The following is a 17,357-nucleotide window of genomic DNA, read 5'->3' as shown; positions in this document are numbered from 1 at the left end:
CCGTAGAGGTGGCTGGCGGTCGCCGCGAAGTAGCTGCCCGGGCTCCCGATGACCGTCCAGGTCTTCTTCGAGCGGTCGTACTCCTCGATGTTGCCGGTGACATCGTCGGTGGCGTAGAGCGTCGTGGGGCTGGTGAAGATCCGTTCGGTCGTGCCGCGCACCTTGTACCAGACGCCTGGTGTGCCGCTGTATTCGAAGGTGCCCTGATGGTCGGTGCCGACGCCGTAGAGGTGGCTGGCGGTCGCCGCGAAGTAGCTGCCCGGGCTCCCGATGACCGTCCAGGTCTTCTTCGAGCGGTCGTACTCCTCGATGTTGCCGGTGACGCCGTCAGTGGCGTAGAGCGTCGTGGGGCTGGTGAAGATCCGTTCGGTCCGTTTGCGGATGACGGTCCAGGCGCCGACCTTGCCGGTGTACTCCTCGACTTGTGAGTCGGCGGTGATGCGGTAGAGGCGGCTGGAGGTTGCGACCACGATGCCGGCCCCGCCGCCCCGGGACCGGGATTTCTCCGGCGCCGACGACGCCGGGGCGGATGACGGTAGGGCTGTGGGCCGGGATTCCTCCGGGGCCATCGGACCGGTGGGCAACGAGCTCGGCTCTACGGGCGCCGTGCTCTGCTGGCCTTGCGCGGGGTCGTCCAGAGGGGACGCGGTGTCGGGCTGGTCGTTCGAGCGTTGGATCTGGTTGGCGATGACGAGGACGGCGACCAGGGCCGCGAGTGCCGCCCACTGCGCCGGGGTTCTCCAGCGCCTCAGCCGGACCGCGCGCGGGACAAGGTCGGTAGATTGGTCCCCTTTCGCCGCGTCACTGCGAAGACTTGGATCCGACGAGGCCCCCAGTGGCTCCTCCGGGGCGGTCTGCGCGGCCTCGCTCGGGCGCTTCGGTGTGGCGTCGTCCAAGGCCAGCGGGTTGTCCGCGGACAACCCGGCCGTGTCGTCACGGACGATCGACGCCAGAGCCGGAGCCTGGTCAGGGCCGGGCGGGGGGCCCGGCGCGGGTGCGGTGTGCGGTGCAGAGGATGCTGCCATGGCAGCGGCGTGGAGGCGGCGTGCCTCCTGGAGCTTGGCGCCTCTGGTGCGGGCGTCGCGGGGGAAGCGGTCCTCGATGATCTGGTTGAGACGGGGCAGCGGAATGATCTTCAATCCGGAGCGGTACTCGCTCCACACGCTCCTGCTCAGCCGGTAACGCTCCTCCAGCCCGCTCACCGTGTACTGCGCGGTCAGCTCCCGCAGGAACTGCGCGAGAGCGTTCGCCTCCGCGGTGCGGCCCTTTAAGGGCCCCGCAGGGCGCCCTGGTCTGCTCATCACTCCCCCTTCGGCCATCCGGTGTGTTCGCGGAAATTCGCCCAGGTTCGCGGTTATCCGGTGTTCCCGCCCCGCTGACCTGGACTGACCCCGCTATGCCCCGACGAATAATCAGATCAGGTTCCAGCGTGGTGTTCCACCGCTTCCGCCAACTGGCACAGCGGAATCGCCACAGCGAAGGGACCACCGTGTACCGAGCGTTCATCCGCCGGCCCAAGCGCCTCGCAGCAGCGACGGGGCTGGCCATAGCTGTTGCCCTGGCCGTCGTGCCCGCCCAGGCCGACAGCAAGCCCAACGAGCAACGCCCCACCTCGACCGGAACACTCGGCCAGGACGCCGCCCCCGGCGGCCCGGTCACCCGTGACCAGGTCATCGCCCGTGCCAGGCACTGGGTCGAGCAGGCCGTCCCCTACAGCCAGTCGCACGGGTGGAAGGACGACGCGACCGGCGGGCACTACCGGCAGGACTGCTCCGGGCTCGTCTCCATGGCCTGGCAGCTCAAGGACAGCCTCACCACCCACTCACTGCCCGACGTCGCGGACAAGCTCCCCGGCTTCTCCCAACTGGAGGCCGGCGACGCCCTCGACTATCCGGCGGCCCATGCCCTGCTGTTCGGCGGCTGGACCGACCGGGCCAAGGGCGACTTCGTCTACTACAGCGAGAGCCGCAGCGGCCGGCCCGCCCGCAAGGAGAGCGCCAACATCCACGACAGCAGCATCGCCGGCTACCCCCGCACGGTATACATCTCGCTTCGATACAAGAAGCTCGTCACCCCGCCAGCTCCCGCCGAACCGGTTCCCCCCGCCACGCCGGCCCCCACCACACCGGCTCTGCCCGCTACGCCAGCTCCTGCCCCGACGCCCAGCAAGCGTGCCGCTCCGTCGTCCCCTGCTGTCCCCGCCGCACCGACTCCGGTACCCCTCACCAAGTTCTCGGCCGACGGAACCGGAACGAGCTTCGCCGCCACCGCCAGCCGCCTGTACGCCATCTCCCCCGATCGTTCCGCCGTCTACGAGTACACCGGCAAGGGCGACAGGTGGGTGAGGGTCCGCGGCCGCACCGGCCGCATCTACACCAGCGGCAGCACCCTCTACGCCACCAGTGCCCGCGGCGACATCCATCAGTACGACCGCGCCCGTAAGAAGTGGACCCTCATCGGCGGCCCCGGCGCCGACTTCGCCGCGACCCGCGACCGGCTCTACGGCGCCAGCCCCGACCACAGCGGGGTCTACGAGTACTCGGGCAAGGCCGGCAGGTGGCACAGGATCGGCGGTCCCGCCAGCCACCTCTACACGAGTGGTAGCACTCTGTACGCCACCAGTGCCCGCGGCGACATCCATCAGTACGACCGCGCCCGTAAGAAGTGGACCCGCATCGGCGGCCCCGGCGCCGACTTCGCCGCCACGAACGGGCGCCTGTACGGGATCAGCCCCGACCGCTCCGCCGTCTACGAGTACACCGGCAAGGGCGACAGGTGGGTGAGGGTCCGCGGCCGCACCGGCCGCATCTACACCAGCGGCAGCACCCTCTACGCCACCAATCCCCGCAGCGGCGACATCCATCAGTACGACCGCGCCCGCAAGAAGTGGACCCGCATCGGCGGCCCCGGCGCCGACTTCGCCGCGACCCGCGACCGGCTCTACGGCGCCAGCCCCGACCACAGCGGGGTCTACGCCTACACCGGCACACCCAGCGCCTGGGTCCGCATCGGCGGCCCGCTCGCTCCCTGACCTGCCGCCTCTCAGCCCTTACGCGCAACGTCCCGGAAAGGAACACAGATGAACCCCATCAAGCCCATGCCCGACCCACAGGCACCCCGGCGGGCTGCCACCCTGTGGCGCAGATTCCACGGCGCGTTCCGCATGCTGTGCCTGCTGGCCGTCGGAGTCCCGGCCCTGGGCATCGCCGCGAGCGCCGCCCCCTCGAACCAGCCGGGCGGGATCTACGACTCGGTGGCAACGGTCGAGCTGGAACAGATCGTCGCAACGAGTAAGGGCGTCTACGGCCTGTCCGCCGACCACCGGGGCGTCTACGAATGGTCCGCCCGCCAGGACGGCTGGAACAGAATCTTCGGAGGCACCACGAAGCTCTACGCAGGTGGCGACACCGTCTACGCGACCGATCCGGCCACCGGCAGCATCCACAAGTACAACGGCGACCGATGGAACCGCATCGGCGGCCCCGGCCTCACCTTCGCCGCCGCCGACGAGAAGCTGTACGGCATCAGCCCCGACGGCAGCGGAGTCTGGGAGTACACCGGGAAGGGAGACACCTGGAACAAGATCGGCGGCCCGGCCAAGGACCTCTACACCGGCCCCGCCGCCAAGAAGTTTCCATTCGACTACCGTGCCCGCAACGCCCTGTACGCCATCAACCGGGACACCAGCGACCTCTACGAGTACAGCGGCAAGCCCGAGAAGTGGACCAAGGCCGGCGGCCCCGGCGCCACGTTCGCAGTGACCGACGAGAACCTCTACGGGCTGAGCCCCGACGGCGCTGTCCTCGAACGCAACCCGAAGAACGGCGAGTGGAAGGCCGTTGGCGCACGCGCCGAGCACATCTTCAGCAGCAACACCCTCTACGCCATCAACCGGGACACCCACGACCTCTACAAGTACGACGGCAAGCCCCACCAGTGGAACCGCATCAGCGGACCCGCCGCTGCCTTCGCCACAGGCGGCCACGACCTCTACCGGCTCGCCCCCGACCGGCGCTCCGTCCAGAAGTACAACGGCAACGGGGACAACGACCAGTGGCTCGACCTGCGGGGGCCGGCCGCCCCGGCAACCCGCGAGGAGAAGATCGCCCGTCTGAACAGCCTCATCCAGTTCGGCCCTGAAGCCAGGGACGCGTGGTACGAGGCACTCGGTGCGCACCGCATGGGCAAGCCCGACCCTTACGAGTTCAGGTGGACGACCAACATATGCAACACCCCGGCCCCGAACGCCCTCGGCAGCTACGACTTCACCCTGGCCTGCACTCGGCACGACTTCGGGTACCGCAATTACAGGGACCTGTTCGGCGAGGACGCATTCCGCAACAGCCCGACCGGAAAGCAGCGCATCGACCAGATCTTTCGCCAGGACCTCAACATGGTCTGCGACGACCCGGGCTGGCCCCTCCGCCACACCCTCGCCGACCGCGCAGCATGCAAGACAGCCGCTAACACCTACTTCACGGGTGTCGTCATCGGTGGCTGAACCGCACCACCACTGAGCAGCCATGACGTGGGGGAGCCACCCGAGAAAGGGTGACTCCCCCACCTGCGGTCGACGGACACAGCGCCCACGGCGCCGACAGCCGCCGCGGGGTCCGAGGCGAATGCAGAGCAATGATGAAAACGATGAGATGACGCTCTCAGTTGAGAACTTGGACTTCCCGGATCTCCACGCTGGTCGCTGCGTCACGGGTGATGGTGATCGTGCCGATCTGGCCGGCTCCGGCCCATTCCACGTCCCACGTGGTGTGGCGGTCACCTTGTACCGGCCGCCGCCCACGGTCGAGCTGGGCGCGGTGTAGCGGTGCCCGCAGTCCGGCGACACCGCCGTCCGATGCGGCAGCCACCCGGACCGGTCCGGCCCGGTCGACATCGTGCTCCTGGCCGCCGCCGTACGTCAACCCGAAGACGTACAGCGGCGGACGGTGACGTACGCGGCCACCGCGGCCGGGCCGGACGCCCCCGGCCGCTGACCCGATTACTGACCCAGGGCCACCGATCCCCGGCTCTGCGCGGCAATCGTGGACCGCCTGACCTTCAACGGCGCAATCATCCAGACCGGCACCGAGTCCTACTGCCTCGCCCACACCAAGGCCCAGACCGAGCGCGCCAACGCGGCTGGCTGACCGGTCGGCGCACGGGAACCGTTCGGCGGTCTTGCCGACCAACGCCGACGTCCGTCAGGTCAGAACTGCCCCTCTGCCCGCTCGGTCATCTCCCGCGCGACATCCAGGGCGTAGGCCTTGGGGAACTGCCCGCTGGAAGTGACATCGATCACTACACGGCCCACCCGGACTATCACCCGGGCGTCCTTGGGAAGGTTCACTCCGTACGAGGCGTCGCCGAGCCCTGCCCCGTCGTCAGTCAGTGTTCCCCCTGCGCATCCGACGTCGATATCCCTGCTCTGTTCAAGGGAAGCCTGCGCGTGGGCGACGTCTGTGTATTCCGTGAGACCGAAGCTGATTCCGTTGCCGGTCGCAGGACTGTGACGATCGATCGACTTGATCGCCTTGCTCCCCGAATCGGCCGAATCGGTGGGGTCGTGTAAGCACTTCAGCCAATTGCCAGGATGCGGTGGAAAGCCGTCCCAGCCCTCGTCCGAGTATGCGTACGGGGCTTCTTTTTCTGTCTGGTCGAGGATCTTCTCGAACTTGTCCATCGTCGATGCGCTGCCACCCCCGCACCCCGAGGCCCCAGCCCCAAGTAGGACTCCCAACAAAGCCAATGCTGTTGCAGCACGGCGCATAGCTCGGCCCCCTCGATCTGTGATGTGTCCGGCCTAAGGCTGACAGGCGAGACGCGCTGGTGCCACGGTGTCAGCGCAGCTCCCGAACGATCAGCGAGAGCGACCGGAGTGCAAACAGGCACTCATCGCGCCCCAGCGAGCGGCCCCGCAGCACCACCCACCGCCGCGAGTGACATCAAAACTCAAAACTCACCGACATTGATCACGACCGCCATCCCAGAACGACTCCCGAAGTCACCGACAAACGACTCCGCCAAGAGCTGACACAGCCAGCCAGATCGGTGTACGGGGTCAGGCGATATCGCCACGGCGCTGCCGTGACGGCGTTGTCACGTTGGTGCGGTGTTGATCGATTGAGGGCGCGTCAGGGTGTGTAGGGGTCGGGTGGGGGCCTGGCTTACGCTGCGATGGGCTGGTCGGTGGCGCCGGTGATCTCGTCCCAGATGGCGAAGCGGGTGGTCATCTCGGTGCGGTACTCGGTGGCGGTCATCAGGTGGCGGCGTGGTCGGAAGTGCGGTGAGATGCCGCTGAACGCGGACAAGAACTGCTGGGCCCCGCCGGTACTGCGGAAGCCCTTCATCGCGCGTTCGCGCTGCCTCGTCGGCTGATGGCTGTTCTCGGCCCGGTTGTTCAGACCCTTGTGGGCGCGGTGTTCTACGGAGGGCATGACCTCGCGGTGGGCCGCGCCGTAGGAGCGCAGCTTGTCGGTGACGACCACCCTCGGCACCGAGCAGGTCTTCTTGAGCAGTTTGCGGATGAACCGCCTGGCCGCAGCGGTGTCCCGCCGGTTCTGGACCAAAATGTCGAGCACGTTGCCATCGGCGTCGACGGCCCGCCACAGGTACTTCAGCTCACCGTTGATCCTGAGGAAGACCTCGTCCAGGTGCCACTTGTCGCCCGGCTGCACACGCCGGCGGCGCAGGCCGTTGGCGTAGGCCTGCCCGAACTTCGTACACCAGCGGCGGACCGTCTCGTGGGAGACGAGCACGCCGCGCTCGAGCATCAGCTCCTCGACCTCGCGGAACGACAGCGGGAAGCGGAAGTACAGCCACACGCAGTGCGCGATGATCTCCACCGGGTACCGGTGCCCCTTGTACGACGGCGGCGCGCTGTCCACGGACGACCCCTCCCAGCACGACCAACCAGAAGATCATCCCAGGCCGGTCAGTCAACGTGACAGTGCCCGGTGATCTAGTCGCATGAGATCTACACAATCGAGTGGACGCGATGCGAGTGGGCTCTAGCGTGCCCGCCAGGCGGCAAAGCTGCGCGGGTGGCATGTAGCCCGTCACCGCCGCGGTGGTCGGGGACCTGTCCAAGAGTGCTGTCGAGGTCGGACAGACGCTCTCCGGGACGAGCGTCGAGCAGGTCGGCCTGGGCGGCGCGGATGCTGTGCGCGGAAGCCAGGGGGCCAGCGCCAAGGGCGCGGCGGACGGTCACGCTGGTCATCTACGGGCAGCGCATCACCGATCGCCCCCGCCGGATTCCGTGCAACGGGCCGCTTCTACGGCGGTGTGCACCGCCTGCCCTCACGACGCCGGTCACCTTCCGCTCCGGGGCGGCGGAGCCAAGCAGCACCGGACTGCCCACCGGGCCTCGGCCCTGGGAAGGGAGGCCAGGGCCGAGGCGGCTGAGGATCCGATCAGATCGTGTCCGCGACCTTGATGTAGCCCTGCTGGATGACCCACTTCTGGTTGGTGTGGTCGACGCACCTCCAGATGCGTACGCGGTCACCGTTGTTGCGAGTGTCGCCAGCGTCCAGGCACATCTCCTGGCTCTTGCCCACCGTGTCGGCGAGCACGATCTGCGCGTTGCGGACGATCCACTTCTGGTTGGTGTGGTTGACGCACTGCCAGATGCGTACGCGGTCGCCGTTGTTGCGGGTGTCGCCGGCGTCCAGGCACATCTCCTTGGCGTCGCCGATCGTGTCTTCGACCTTGATCTGCCCATTGGTGATCACGAACCGCTGGTTCTTGTGGTTGGCACACTTCCAGAGGCGTACCTGATCACCGTTGTTGCGGGTGTTGCCAGCGTCCAGGCACACCTCATGGGCAGCCCGGGACGCGGGAGCCGCCGCGGAGGACGGCACCCCCGCGCCGAGGGCGAGCATGAGCGCCCCGCCAGTGACGGAGCCAATCCAGCGAGGAGAAAGGAGCGAAGCCATGAGCACAATCCCAATCGTTGATGGGGAAGCGAGAGCACCGTCACGAGACCAGCAGTCGGTGCCCACGCATCCTGAATGCCGCTGTCCGGTCGCTGGTAGTGGGTATCTCCAGGAACCCCTCGTTAGAGCGAAGATGATCACCCACCCGTGGGAGCCACAGGCAGCTCACGGTGACGCCTCCAGCGGAGCGAGACCCGTCGCCGAGACGAAACTCGCCGTGTTCGGCCTCGATACCCACATCCGGTTCCCGTACGGCGGATACGGCGAAGACCACGACGACCGTCGTTGCGGGCGTCGTCTGGGCATGGAGCTCTTCCTGGTGGTCTTCTGCGTGAAGGGCCGGTGCTGTGGGCGGTGGTTGGGTACCGTCCTGTCCGTCTGCCGGAAGCACGTCAGCCGAGGCGACGCGAACCGAAAGGCCCTCTCCCGGCAGATGGCTCCCCCGCTGGTCGCCACCGAACTGCTGCCCGCAGTCGTGAACATCCGGCGCGGGCGGTCTCGTTCCACCCAGCCGCTCGCACAGGTGCGCAGCAGCGCGCATCCGTGGAGCCCCTGAAGCGGGGCTCTGCGCCCTGCCGCGCCGGGTGGAATTGTGCAGGTGGTCTGTCCGTGTCTGTCAGCGTTCCACTGTGGTGGAACGCTGTGAGCTGCAGTTTTCCAGCGTGGGTCACTGTTCGGGGCATAGCAGGCTGCGGCCTGACCTGACGCGGGAGCACGTCGTTCCCCGGGGTGGAACGGCTCGGGCGGAGTGGTGGAGCGCGCTGCATTCCACCCGCGCGCACGGCACCGGCCAGTTCCTCGCGGCCGTGACGCCGGAGCTGCTCCGGCGTTGAACGGCGCGACTCCACGAGCCGGGCCCCGGGGATGTCATGGCTGATCCCCCGGGGCCCGTGGTGTGTCCGGCTCGGCTTCCCGGCCGCCGTGGCGGCGAGCCAGTCGGCGGCTTCGGCGTCGGTCATGAGCAGGACCTGTGTGGGGTGGGCGGTGAGGCCCTGCACGGTGTGGAAGCGGCCCGGGTGGGTGCTGCTCTTCGGGACGGTGGCGACCTGCGGGGCCGTCTGGCTCCAGGTGCGGGTGGTGACCCGTCCCAGGAGAACGGTGGAGAACTGCTCACGTCCCAGCGCGGCGCTGTAGTTCTGGTCGCCGACCAGGACGTGGATGCGGACCTCGCGCCCCGCGAAGAGGATCTCCTCGTACGCGTCGACGGCCGGGGACGTCTTCGGGTCGCCCTTCTCCCGGACCGTGTCCCAGTAGCGGGCCAGCTGCCGCAGGGTGTGGCCGGCGGCCTCGAACACCACCGCCAGGCGCGGCAGGTCGTCGGTCTCGCCGTGCTGGTCGACGTGGTCGATACGACGCGTCAGTTCGGCCCGGAGGCCGACCAGTGCGTCGTGGATGTCGGCGACGTCGGTGCGGTACGTCACCGTCGGCACGGCGCGCGCCCACCGGTGGGAGATGCGCTTGGTGTCGAGGACCAGGGCGTGCCCGCCGTGGTGCAGGAGCTGGGCGGTCAGGGTGCGCAGGGTGGTCGTGGTGCCGCCGCCGCTGCCGGAGCAGACCAGGACGTGCGGCGATTCGACGTCCAGGTCGACGCAGACCGGCTGGCCGTCAGGGCCGATGCCGATCAGGATCTGGGAGGCGGGCAGCGCTGCGAGCTGTTCGCGGATGCCGGGGTCATCGGACACGGCAAAACCCCCAAAGCGGTCTATAAATATGAAATCACTCCATGATCGACATCACTCTAAATGCGCCGCAAGGAGAAAATTCGTATAGGTACACCCGTGTTGGCTTAAAATATCCGTCCATGCGTTCCCCTATGGCCAGGAATAGCGTGAAACACACCCATCGGTGGAGTCGGGAGAACGACTCGTTCGCGCGTCACCCACATGAGGGTTCTCCTTCATGCATGGCAGAACCCTCGGGAATACACGAGTTGCGGCAGTCCCGTCGCCCCGGCGACCCGCTCAGTCACCCGAGGCCCGATGGACGGCCAGGAGAACTACCCACCTCAACAGGTTCAGGAACGAGCCCTCGTCGAAGTTCGTCCCTGATCTGTCAGACAGGCCCTAGGGCCTGTCCGGCGGATCATGGCCGGGGTCGCGGCGGCTGAAGGGCCGCGGTCATCGCTGTCCCCGAGACCCGCATCGGGCCTCTCCAGCCCTGAGACACACTTGCCGTCAGGGACCTTCAGCAGGTCGCGCTGGCACCTGGCCTGCAACCACTCCCTGTCGAGGGAGTCGCCATGGTCGACGCTGGAGTCATCCACCAACTCCAGGGGCGCAATCCGGACCATCAACCCTTCTACGCCTACCTCCACAACCTCCTACTGGACCACGCCGCCGAGATCCTCGGACAGAGACATGACGCTCCGTCACCGAAGCCTGCCAACTAACCTGCGCCACTCTTGCCGACTACAAGGCGTCACAGTCCTCTGACCAGCTCCATCCCACCGCAGATCTTGCCAACCAGGCTGCGTCGTCACATGTGGACAACTTTCCGGCCCGAAAATCCGCAGGCGCCCCGCCTGTGCGGCGCGGTCGGTACAACGGTGGGGGAAATCAATCGGGGAGGGGCTGCATGACCGAGCACGACGACGCGACCGAGTACGAAGGTACGCTGGAGCGCGCGAAGCGGTACGAGGCGATGGCCGCCCGGTACGGGAAGAAGGCGATGGCGGGCGAGGCGGGTGCGACGCAGCTGGCGCAGACGTTCGCGTCGCTGGCGGTCGCGGCCCGGATGGAACGCATGGACTGGCGCATGCGAGTGCTCGGTGACCAGTTCGAAGGCATGAAGAAGTCGATGGACCTTCTCCGCCGCAAGCTGCCCGAGCGGTGACATCCATCAGCCGGCAGCTGCGGTGCTTACCGTGGGGCTGTGACCACTGCCTCCGATGACGCGGCCAAGCCGGTGCCGGTGCGTGTCGTGCTGCCTGCCGACCCGGTGCTCGGGCACCCGGAGCAGGAGGTCGTGGCGCGGCTGTGGAGGCGGCGGCAGACCGAGACGGGGTGGGTGTACCTCGTGGGGCTGCCGTCGTTCCGGGACCTCGAGGACGGCGGGGTGGAGGCGGCGGAGTACCGGGTGTGGGTCCGGGCTCCCGACCATGTGCGGCCGGTCGACGGCGTCGACTACGACCAGGTCGCCACCGAGCACCTTCCGCCGGCGCCGAAGTCGGTGGTTCGCGAGGTCCTCGGGGAGCGCCGGCCTTCGGGCTGGGTGCTGGCGAAGGTACGCGAGGGGCGGGGCCCGGCCCGGGGTGTGCTGCACGCGCCGGACTGCGAAGAGGCACCGCAGGGCGCGCCGCTGCTCGATGTGGAGCGCGCGCTGAACGTCGCGGAGAACCCCGGGACGCGGCTGTGCACGTTGTGCGGGTGCGCTCAGGAGCTGACGCCGATGATGAGCGGCTTCGACCACATCACCGACTCCTGACCTGCCGTGGTCAGGAAGCACCCTCGATGGTGACCGGGACTTTCAGCGGCACGATTCACTCGCTGTCCTTCGACCTGTTGGTCAGGGTGATCCGGTGAGGATGAGGGCTCCGTCGTCGGCGGCCCGGCGTATGTCCGTCATCTGAAGTGATGGCGAGGCGTAGAGGAGTGCGCCATCCCGGTACAGCCAGTACTGGAACTGCGTCACCTTCTCAAGGTCCCGGCGCTGCTGTGGGTCGGCATCGGGCAGCACCAATTCGACGAAACCCCGCCCGTCCTTCAGCACTCCTTGGACGACGATCGCGCCCACTGCGGTGAACGACGTTCCCGCCGCGATCAGGTCAACACGGTCGCCATGGATCGAGCGAGTACCAGGAAAACTCATGCGGAACCCTTCAGGGGAATCGACGCGATCGGCTCCCACTTGATCGTCGCGCCGTCGTGCCACTGCTCCACGAGGTGGATGTGGTCCGCGCGCACCGTATGCGACAGCGGCGCCTCGATACTCGCCAACGCTGCCCGAAGGTCGACGGGGTTGATCGTCTCGGAGCCCTCGCCGGTATAGGCGATGGACATGTGGGGGTAGCGGCTGGCCGCCGGCCGGAAGGCGGTGCGCTGCTCCTGCGTGAGCTGGGTGATGCTGTCCCCCAGGCGTGTAAACGGCGTTCCGGGCCAGCCGCTGATCTCGATGGCGACGGGGGCAATGGCCGGTCTGTCGAAAGTGAGCGTGAACGGCTCCACCTGCTGGACGTGTGCGCGCACGTCCCTCACGAGCGCGTCGACGTCGACATCGTCGGCGCAGAGGCCGACCGCATGCAGGAGAGTGCAATGGAGCCACTCACCCGGCACCCGGCTCAGCCCCGGCCGTGAGAACACAGCCTCGGGGTAGGACGCGAGCAGCGCGTCTGCCTCGCTCGCCGCCGGGAGGATGTGCCAGTGCAGGTCACGCCGCCCCATCGGCCATGCCTTCGCCACTCGCTCGAAAAAGTTCTCCACCCGCATCCTCTCCCCCGGATCTTTCGCCAGAGCCTGCCACCTTCCACGCACCCCATGTACTGGATTCGCCAAGGAACATGAGGTTCAAGGATGGGCACTCAGGGCGTATCGCCGGAGTAGTAGAAGCGGCAGCTGACGCCGGGGCCGGGTGTGCGAGGTTCACCGGGGCGCGGGTCGTACAGCGCCCGGCCGCCGGGCCACCGCCCCAGCTCGGTCGCTGGCCCGCGCGCCGCTACCGGCGGCGGCCGAACAGGCCGCGGTTCTTCTTCGCCTCCGCTTCGGCCGCCTCCCTGGCGGCGGCTTCCTCCGCCTGGAGCCGCGCGACTTTCTCCGCCTGCGCCTGTTCATGGTGTTCGCGCAGGCACGGTCCGCACAGCTCGCGGTGCTGCTGCGCCGGGTACTGCCGGACCGTGTCCCAGCGGTCGTCGGTGAACTTCGCTCCGCAGCGCCTGCACACGGGCCGCTGCGCCTCGCGGGCCGCGGCTTCGCGCTCCTTCTGGCGCTTGCGGGCCTGCTCCCGCTGCACCACGTGCAGCCGGTCACCGTCGGGGTTGTCCAGGGCCTCCGTCAGCGTCTGCCACTCATCGCGCCCGAGCCTTCGCCACACCTTCCCCGCCGCCCCGGCCGGGTCGGCGGTGATCCGCTCCAGCTCGGTGACGACCACGGGCACCGCCTGGTGGTAGTCGACGGCCGTGATGCCACCGCCCGCGTACTTGGTGCCGGCGAAGTAGGAACGGGCGGCCTGCTCCAGTCGCCGCATCCTGCTGGCCCGCTGTGCCTTCGTCTTGCCCGTGAACACGAACGCCACCGGCATGTAGCCCTCGTGGCCGGTGGCCGGGTAGATCCGCGACCACAGCCGGAAGTCGTGCACCGCCGCACCGTCGTGACGGGCCGCCTGCGCCTTGACCTTGTCGGCCTTCGGCGCCAGGAGCTCGAACCACTCGCTGTAGCGGCGCACCTTGGCCACCAGGACGTCGACGGGCTCGTTCACGCGGTCGACCTCCAGGAGCATCGCGGGCACGTCGACGTCCGGGGCCTGCATCGTCAGGTCGGCGTACTGGGTGTAGCCGTAGGGGAGCTTGTGGCCGATCTCGGTCTGCCAGGACAGCGGTGTGCCGAAGCCGGCCCCGGTGAGGACCGCGGCGGTCATCGTGACGGCGGCCGCGTGTTCGTCGAAGCCCTCGCCGGTGACCGGCTCACCGTCGTCGTCGTACTCGAGCTTGCGCAGCGCGGAGACCCGGACGTTCCCCGGCAGCAGCTGCTTGGCTTCCTTGTGGCCTCGCTCGGTGAGCACCCACAGCTGATGGTTCGACTCCAGCCGCGTCTCCACTCGGACTTTGCCGTCCTCCTTGAGGGCGTTGAGGGTGTCCCTCGTGCACCGGTCGTGCCGGTCGCCGGGCCGCAGCATGCGCCACAGGTGTTCGGCGGTAGCCCTCTGGAAGATCCCGAGAGCCTTCAGCACTTCCTTCTTTCGGGTGTGGGTTGGCTTCCATGTCTGCTTCGAAGACTTAGAAGGGTTGTCGAACGTGCGGGGAGCCCTGTTCTGGCGGGGCTGACCTGCGGATACGCGCCTGGCGGGCGAAGAGGCCGTGGAGGGGGCATTGGAGGGGCCCGTGGAGGGGGCCGGCGGGACCTGGTCCACGTCGGCGTCGGGCGCCTGGCCGTCGGCGATGTGCGGTTCGTGGGCGGGGTCGGGCGTGAAGTCGGCGGGCACGGTGTCCTCGGTTCCTCCGGCCGGCTGGCCGGGACGGTGCGTGTCCGGACCGCACGCGGATGTGCGCGCGGTCCGGAGCCACCGTCGGAAAGGACCCCTTGTCCGCTGTCTGACGATCACCACCGACGACCGTCCGCTTCCGCCCGGTTGACCCCCTTGTCTCGCCGTTTTGTCCGTGATCGACGCCACAGGCAGCGACCCCGTCCCGACTCCGTCCCCTGTCCACAGGCCCCGGCTCCGAAGGTGTGGTCAACAGGCCGGGCGCAGCAGGCGCGCGGCCCGTACGGAGAGGGAATCGTCATGGAGACGACGTCGCCGAAGCTGCCCGAGCTCACCCCGGAGCAGATCTGGCGGGCCGCCGACTACGTGGAGCTGGTCTGGCACGACGAGGACACCGAGGAGGCGCGGGCCCGGCTGGAGGAGTTCCACCGGGACGGCAAGGAGCTGGCGCGGCTGATGGGCGAGTTCGGTGCAAGGTGAGTCAGTTCCTCTGCGATGTCCGTGGCTCCGCTCCCCGGTGGAACCCGGCGCCCTGGCCGCCGGCCGTGGCCTCCTGAGCCGAGCGGAAGCCGGGACGGCGCCCGGGGACGGAGACTTCTCCTCCCCCGGGCGCTGTCCTGTTCGGGCGGGATGTCGCACGTAGCGAACCCGGTCAAGGTTGTGGCCGAACGATGCACTCGCCCGGACCGCGACGGTGGACATCGGATGCTGTGCACTCCCCACCACGATGTCGCGCATCGGATGCGGTGCATCGTCCGGACATCGGATGAGGTGGCGGACATCGGGTGCGGTCCACTCCGCACGATGGCATCCACTCCCGGGCCGGTGGTGCGCATCGCGGTACGCGCGCCGCGCACCATCGGTGCGGTGGCGCGCGGCCCGGTGCGGACCGGTGCGCGCACCGCCGGCGCGGCTGCGGGGATGGTGCGCGCACCAACCGTCCCGTGGTGCGCATCGCGGCGCGCGGCGCGCTTCCGGGCAGCGCGCCACGCCTCCATCGCAAGGGGCCGGATCAAGCGAAGTCCCGATATCACACACCCCCTTGACCGCGATCCCCCCGAAGTCCCAAATGCGCATTATGAAGCCCCCGACTGTGCGACAGGTCACATGACATCCGCGCGAGGACGGGTCCGATGCGCGCACTTCGGGGTGGCAGCCGAGCGGTGCGCACCGGCTCGGGCAGGCGGTGCGCTGGGTGCGCGCACCGAGGATGTGGTGGCCGGCGTGTGCGGCGCACCACGATGCGCACCGGTGCAACAGCCGGGAGTGGACGACATCGTCGGTGCGCGCACCGGTGCGCACGATGCCGTGCATCGTCATCGCCGGTGCGCGCGATGCAGTGCACCGGCGACATCGAGTGGATGCACCGGGTGCCGGGATGTTCCACTCCCCCACCGGCCGATGCTCACCGGAGTGGAGTCCACTCCCACCCGATGCGCAGCACGGTGGGCTCCACTCCCACCCGGTGGACTCCACTCTCCACCCCGGACATCGTCGACCTGTCCATCGGATGTGGCGATGGAGGCCACCGTGCGCACTCACCGTCGGCGTAGCCGCGCGGCCTGCCACTAGGTGGGCCGACCGCCGGGGTACTGCCGTGAGCGGGCACCGGACTGGTGGCGGCTTCGGCGACTGGAACAGGGCCGCGCGCAGCCGGGCCGCGTCGGCGAGCTCCGCCAGGCGCTCCAGCCGCTCGGGCGAGATGTACGTCGGGATCGGGTCGACCATCGGGGCCTCCGTGCTCGGTGGGTCGCTCCCCCGCACCCTCGCTGTTCCCGCAGTCTCCGGGGTGGTCGAACCGCCCGCGTCCCCGCAGGTGCTCCGGCAACTTCGCCCGCCGTCCCGCGAGGCGGGCATCTGCTCGTCAGGACTTGCGGGATGCGTACGCGCCGACGCCCACGGACGTCTGGTCCGTGGGCGTCGGCACATTCCCGCGGTCAGCTCTCCAGCATGGCCTGGAGGTCACCCAGCGACAGCTCGTTCGTTCCGCGGTCCGCCGCCTTGCTCTGCGTCCAGGCAAGGATCGCCGGGTGCGCATCCTCGTACGGGGTGCCGGCGGGCGTGGTCCCTCCGTCGTTGCGAGCGAGTTGGGTGAGGTAGGCGGCCAGGGCGTTCGGGCCACCACCGCTGTACCCGATGTTGTAGCCCAGGCCGTTCTTCTGCGGAAGGATCGACAGATCGCCCTTGTCCGTCCGGGCCCAGAACAGGCCGCGGCCGGTGTGGAAGCGGCTGAAGATGTCGTCCGGGCGCAGTTCGAGCGGGGCGTACGTCTTGTAGCTCCACTGGTCCGTGCCGCCGGTGCCCGAGTGCTTGAAGTGCTCGCCCACGACGGGCAGCCCGAACTCGGGGTCGTAGAAGGTCCGGCGACACACGCAGCCCGAGCCGTTGATCGCTGACGGGCTGCTGGCGTCCTCGGTGACGCACGGGTGGAACAGGGCCGGGATCTTCGTCCCCTCCACGAGCGTGCAGTGCATCGCGTTCGGCTCGCACCGCACCAGCCTGCTCAGCCACTCCTGGAAGTGCGGCGTCACGGTCTGCTGCGCCTCGATGTCCACCTCGGCGTTCAGCGACGCCCCGGCGACGCTGCGGCGGGGCTCGGTGTAGAGGACGAAGTTCAGGTAGCCCTTCTCCGGATCGGTCAGGTTCAGGTCGCCTGGCTCGAAGGTCAACGTGGCACTCCAATGCGGGCTGTACTACGGGGCGGCGGGGTCAGGAGACGCGGTGTTCGGGGCGCAGGGTGAGGCCGCCGTACAAGAACTGCTCGGCATCGTCCGGTCCGAGTCCGAGGGCGCGGCAGACGGCAAGCCCTTCGGCGTCGCGGACGAAGGCGAGCAGGATCTTGCGGCTGGCGGGGTCGGCCACGGTCCGGCGGGCGGCTTCGATGGTGTGGGCGACGCAGCCGGTGGTGCCGTCTTCCACGATGTCCCGGCGGGTGTGCTCATCCCAGACGTTGAGCTGGAGGTTGGCGCCCTCGGTGGAACAGTCCTCCTTGGAGTCCGCACCGAGCACGCACCGTCCGAGCAGCGCGGCGTGGGCATGGCGCTGGAGGTAGACGGCCTTCTCCAGTACCTCCGCGGTGTACTTCTCCAAGTTCTTCTGGACCATCTCCCGGGGCATGAGCGCGATTGCGGGATCGGAGCACCTGGCCCGGACGAGAAGGTTCTCCATGCTCTCGGCGAGGCCGTCGGCCATGCTGAGCAGGCTCACCAGGTTCACGTCGCCGCGCTGGCGGGGCGGGGGTAGTTCGTCGGGGTAGCTGTCGAGGGGTTCGAGGGGTTCGTGCAGGTCGGTCAAGGG

At 68.7% G+C, this 17,357-nt stretch carries 16 protein-coding genes and 2 pseudogenes; 7 read left to right on the top strand and 11 right to left on the bottom strand.

Going from position 1 to position 17,357, the window contains the following annotated elements:
* A pseudogene (locus ACZ7IB_RS37165) lies at window positions 1–1,301 on the bottom strand (hypothetical protein); the annotation flags it as partial.
* 188 nt (window positions 1,302–1,489) lie between these two features.
* On the opposite strand from ACZ7IB_RS37165, the gene ACZ7IB_RS37160 reads away from it, so the two are divergent.
* The gene (locus ACZ7IB_RS37160; RefSeq protein ID WP_470918817.1) at window positions 1,490–3,031 is read left to right on the top strand and encodes a hypothetical protein; all 1,542 of its coding nucleotides are present in this window, start codon (window positions 1,490–1,492) and stop codon (window positions 3,029–3,031) included.
* Between the two features lie 48 nt (window positions 3,032–3,079).
* Window positions 3,080–4,501 carry a phospholipase A2 gene (locus ACZ7IB_RS37155; RefSeq protein ID WP_470918815.1) on the top strand — a complete coding sequence of 474 codons (1,422 nt, stop codon included), beginning with the start codon at window positions 3,080–3,082 and terminating at the stop codon, window positions 4,499–4,501.
* A gap of 157 nt (window positions 4,502–4,658) precedes the next feature.
* Here ACZ7IB_RS37155 and ACZ7IB_RS37150 read toward each other — a convergent pair whose 3' ends face one another.
* Window positions 4,659–4,919 carry a hypothetical protein gene (locus ACZ7IB_RS37150; protein WP_470918813.1) on the bottom strand — a complete coding sequence of 87 codons (261 nt, stop codon included), beginning with the start codon at window positions 4,917–4,919 and terminating at the stop codon, window positions 4,659–4,661.
* Between the two features lie 93 nt (window positions 4,920–5,012).
* Between ACZ7IB_RS37150 and ACZ7IB_RS37145 the strand changes: the two are divergent.
* Window positions 5,013–5,144, top strand: a pseudogene (locus tag ACZ7IB_RS37145) (IS21-like element helper ATPase IstB); the annotation flags it as partial.
* 59 nt (window positions 5,145–5,203) lie between these two features.
* Here ACZ7IB_RS37145 and ACZ7IB_RS37140 read toward each other — a convergent pair.
* From ACZ7IB_RS37140 to ACZ7IB_RS37125, 4 genes are all read right to left on the bottom strand, one after another.
* A complete protein-coding gene (locus ACZ7IB_RS37140) occupies window positions 5,204–5,677 on the bottom strand; it encodes a hypothetical protein (RefSeq protein WP_470918812.1) in 474 nt (157 codons plus the stop codon).
* Between the two features lie 484 nt (window positions 5,678–6,161).
* Window positions 6,162–6,881 carry an IS6 family transposase gene (locus ACZ7IB_RS37135; protein ID WP_470918811.1) on the bottom strand — a complete coding sequence of 240 codons (720 nt, stop codon included), beginning with the start codon at window positions 6,879–6,881 and terminating at the stop codon, window positions 6,162–6,164.
* A 525-nt stretch (window positions 6,882–7,406) separates the two neighbouring features.
* Complete coding sequence (locus tag ACZ7IB_RS37130; protein ID WP_470918810.1) at window positions 7,407–7,928, bottom strand: ricin-type beta-trefoil lectin domain protein; 522 nt, start codon at window positions 7,926–7,928, stop codon at window positions 7,407–7,409.
* A 392-nt stretch (window positions 7,929–8,320) separates the two neighbouring features.
* Complete coding sequence (locus ACZ7IB_RS37125) at window positions 8,321–9,610, bottom strand: hypothetical protein (RefSeq protein ID WP_470918808.1); 1,290 nt, start codon at window positions 9,608–9,610, stop codon at window positions 8,321–8,323.
* Between the two features lie 557 nt (window positions 9,611–10,167).
* Here ACZ7IB_RS37125 and ACZ7IB_RS37120 point away from each other — a divergent pair.
* From ACZ7IB_RS37120 to ACZ7IB_RS37110, 3 genes are all read left to right on the top strand, one after another.
* Window positions 10,168–10,317, top strand: a complete 150-nt coding sequence (locus tag ACZ7IB_RS37120) for a hypothetical protein (RefSeq protein ID WP_470918806.1) — start codon at window positions 10,168–10,170, stop codon at window positions 10,315–10,317.
* A gap of 185 nt (window positions 10,318–10,502) precedes the next feature.
* Window positions 10,503–10,760: a hypothetical protein gene (locus ACZ7IB_RS37115; RefSeq protein WP_470918804.1), complete on the top strand. Its 258-nt coding sequence runs from the start codon at window positions 10,503–10,505 to the stop codon at window positions 10,758–10,760.
* A 39-nt stretch (window positions 10,761–10,799) separates the two neighbouring features.
* Window positions 10,800–11,351 carry a DUF6233 domain-containing protein gene (locus tag ACZ7IB_RS37110; RefSeq protein ID WP_470918802.1) on the top strand — a complete coding sequence of 184 codons (552 nt, stop codon included), beginning with the start codon at window positions 10,800–10,802 and terminating at the stop codon, window positions 11,349–11,351.
* Window positions 11,352–11,432: 81 nt separating this feature from the next.
* Here ACZ7IB_RS37110 and ACZ7IB_RS37105 read toward each other — a convergent pair whose 3' ends face one another.
* From ACZ7IB_RS37105 to ACZ7IB_RS37095, 3 genes are all read right to left on the bottom strand, one after another.
* Window positions 11,433–11,735: a hypothetical protein gene (locus tag ACZ7IB_RS37105; protein WP_470918801.1), complete on the bottom strand. Its 303-nt coding sequence runs from the start codon at window positions 11,733–11,735 to the stop codon at window positions 11,433–11,435.
* Complete coding sequence (locus tag ACZ7IB_RS37100; RefSeq protein ID WP_470918799.1) at window positions 11,732–12,352, bottom strand: 2'-5' RNA ligase family protein; 621 nt, start codon at window positions 12,350–12,352, stop codon at window positions 11,732–11,734. Before ACZ7IB_RS37100 ends, ACZ7IB_RS37105 begins: the two co-directional genes overlap by 4 nt.
* Before the next feature lie 226 nt (window positions 12,353–12,578).
* On the bottom strand, window positions 12,579–13,808 hold the full coding sequence (locus ACZ7IB_RS37095) for a replication-relaxation family protein (protein ID WP_470918798.1): 1,230 nt from the start codon (window positions 13,806–13,808) through the stop codon (window positions 12,579–12,581).
* Between the two features lie 552 nt (window positions 13,809–14,360).
* On the opposite strand from ACZ7IB_RS37095, the gene ACZ7IB_RS37090 reads away from it, so the two are divergent.
* Window positions 14,361–14,540: a hypothetical protein gene (locus ACZ7IB_RS37090; RefSeq protein WP_470918797.1), complete on the top strand. Its 180-nt coding sequence runs from the start codon at window positions 14,361–14,363 to the stop codon at window positions 14,538–14,540.
* 1,457 nt (window positions 14,541–15,997) lie between these two features.
* On the opposite strand, the gene ACZ7IB_RS37085 is transcribed toward ACZ7IB_RS37090, so the two are convergent.
* Together ACZ7IB_RS37085 and ACZ7IB_RS37080 are read right to left on the bottom strand one after the other, a co-directional pair.
* Complete coding sequence (locus tag ACZ7IB_RS37085; protein WP_470918795.1) at window positions 15,998–16,729, bottom strand: hypothetical protein; 732 nt, start codon at window positions 16,727–16,729, stop codon at window positions 15,998–16,000.
* Window positions 16,730–16,769: 40 nt separating this feature from the next.
* Window positions 16,770–17,354 (bottom strand): hypothetical protein, encoded by a 585-nt coding sequence (locus ACZ7IB_RS37080; RefSeq protein WP_470918793.1) that lies wholly within the window; start codon window positions 17,352–17,354, stop codon window positions 16,770–16,772.
* Window positions 17,355–17,357: the final 3 nt, after the last annotated feature.

This window comes from Streptomyces sp. NPDC037301 (assembly GCF_055602785.1).
This window is presented reverse-complemented; position numbering and strand designations above follow the sequence as displayed.

Bases quoted from the DNA above. Each gene is read 5' to 3' on its own strand.
- ACZ7IB_RS37100 (WP_470918799.1), bottom strand. From the start codon at position 12,352: ATGCGGGTGGAGAACTTTTTCGAGCGAGTGGCGAAGGCATGGCCGATG.
- ACZ7IB_RS37120 (WP_470918806.1), top strand. From the start codon at position 10,168: ATGGTCGACGCTGGAGTCATCCACCAACTCCAGGGGCGCAATCCGGAC.
- ACZ7IB_RS37155 (WP_470918815.1), top strand. From the start codon at position 3,080: ATGAACCCCATCAAGCCCATGCCCGACCCACAGGCACCCCGGCGGGCT.
- ACZ7IB_RS37140 (WP_470918812.1), bottom strand. From the start codon at position 5,677: ATGGACAAGTTCGAGAAGATCCTCGACCAGACAGAAAAAGAAGCCCCG.
- ACZ7IB_RS37090 (WP_470918797.1), top strand. From the start codon at position 14,361: ATGGAGACGACGTCGCCGAAGCTGCCCGAGCTCACCCCGGAGCAGATC.
- ACZ7IB_RS37130 (WP_470918810.1), bottom strand. From the start codon at position 7,928: ATGGCTTCGCTCCTTTCTCCTCGCTGGATTGGCTCCGTCACTGGCGGG.
- ACZ7IB_RS37115 (WP_470918804.1), top strand. From the start codon at position 10,503: ATGACCGAGCACGACGACGCGACCGAGTACGAAGGTACGCTGGAGCGC.
- ACZ7IB_RS37105 (WP_470918801.1), bottom strand. From the start codon at position 11,735: ATGAGTTTTCCTGGTACTCGCTCGATCCATGGCGACCGTGTTGACCTG.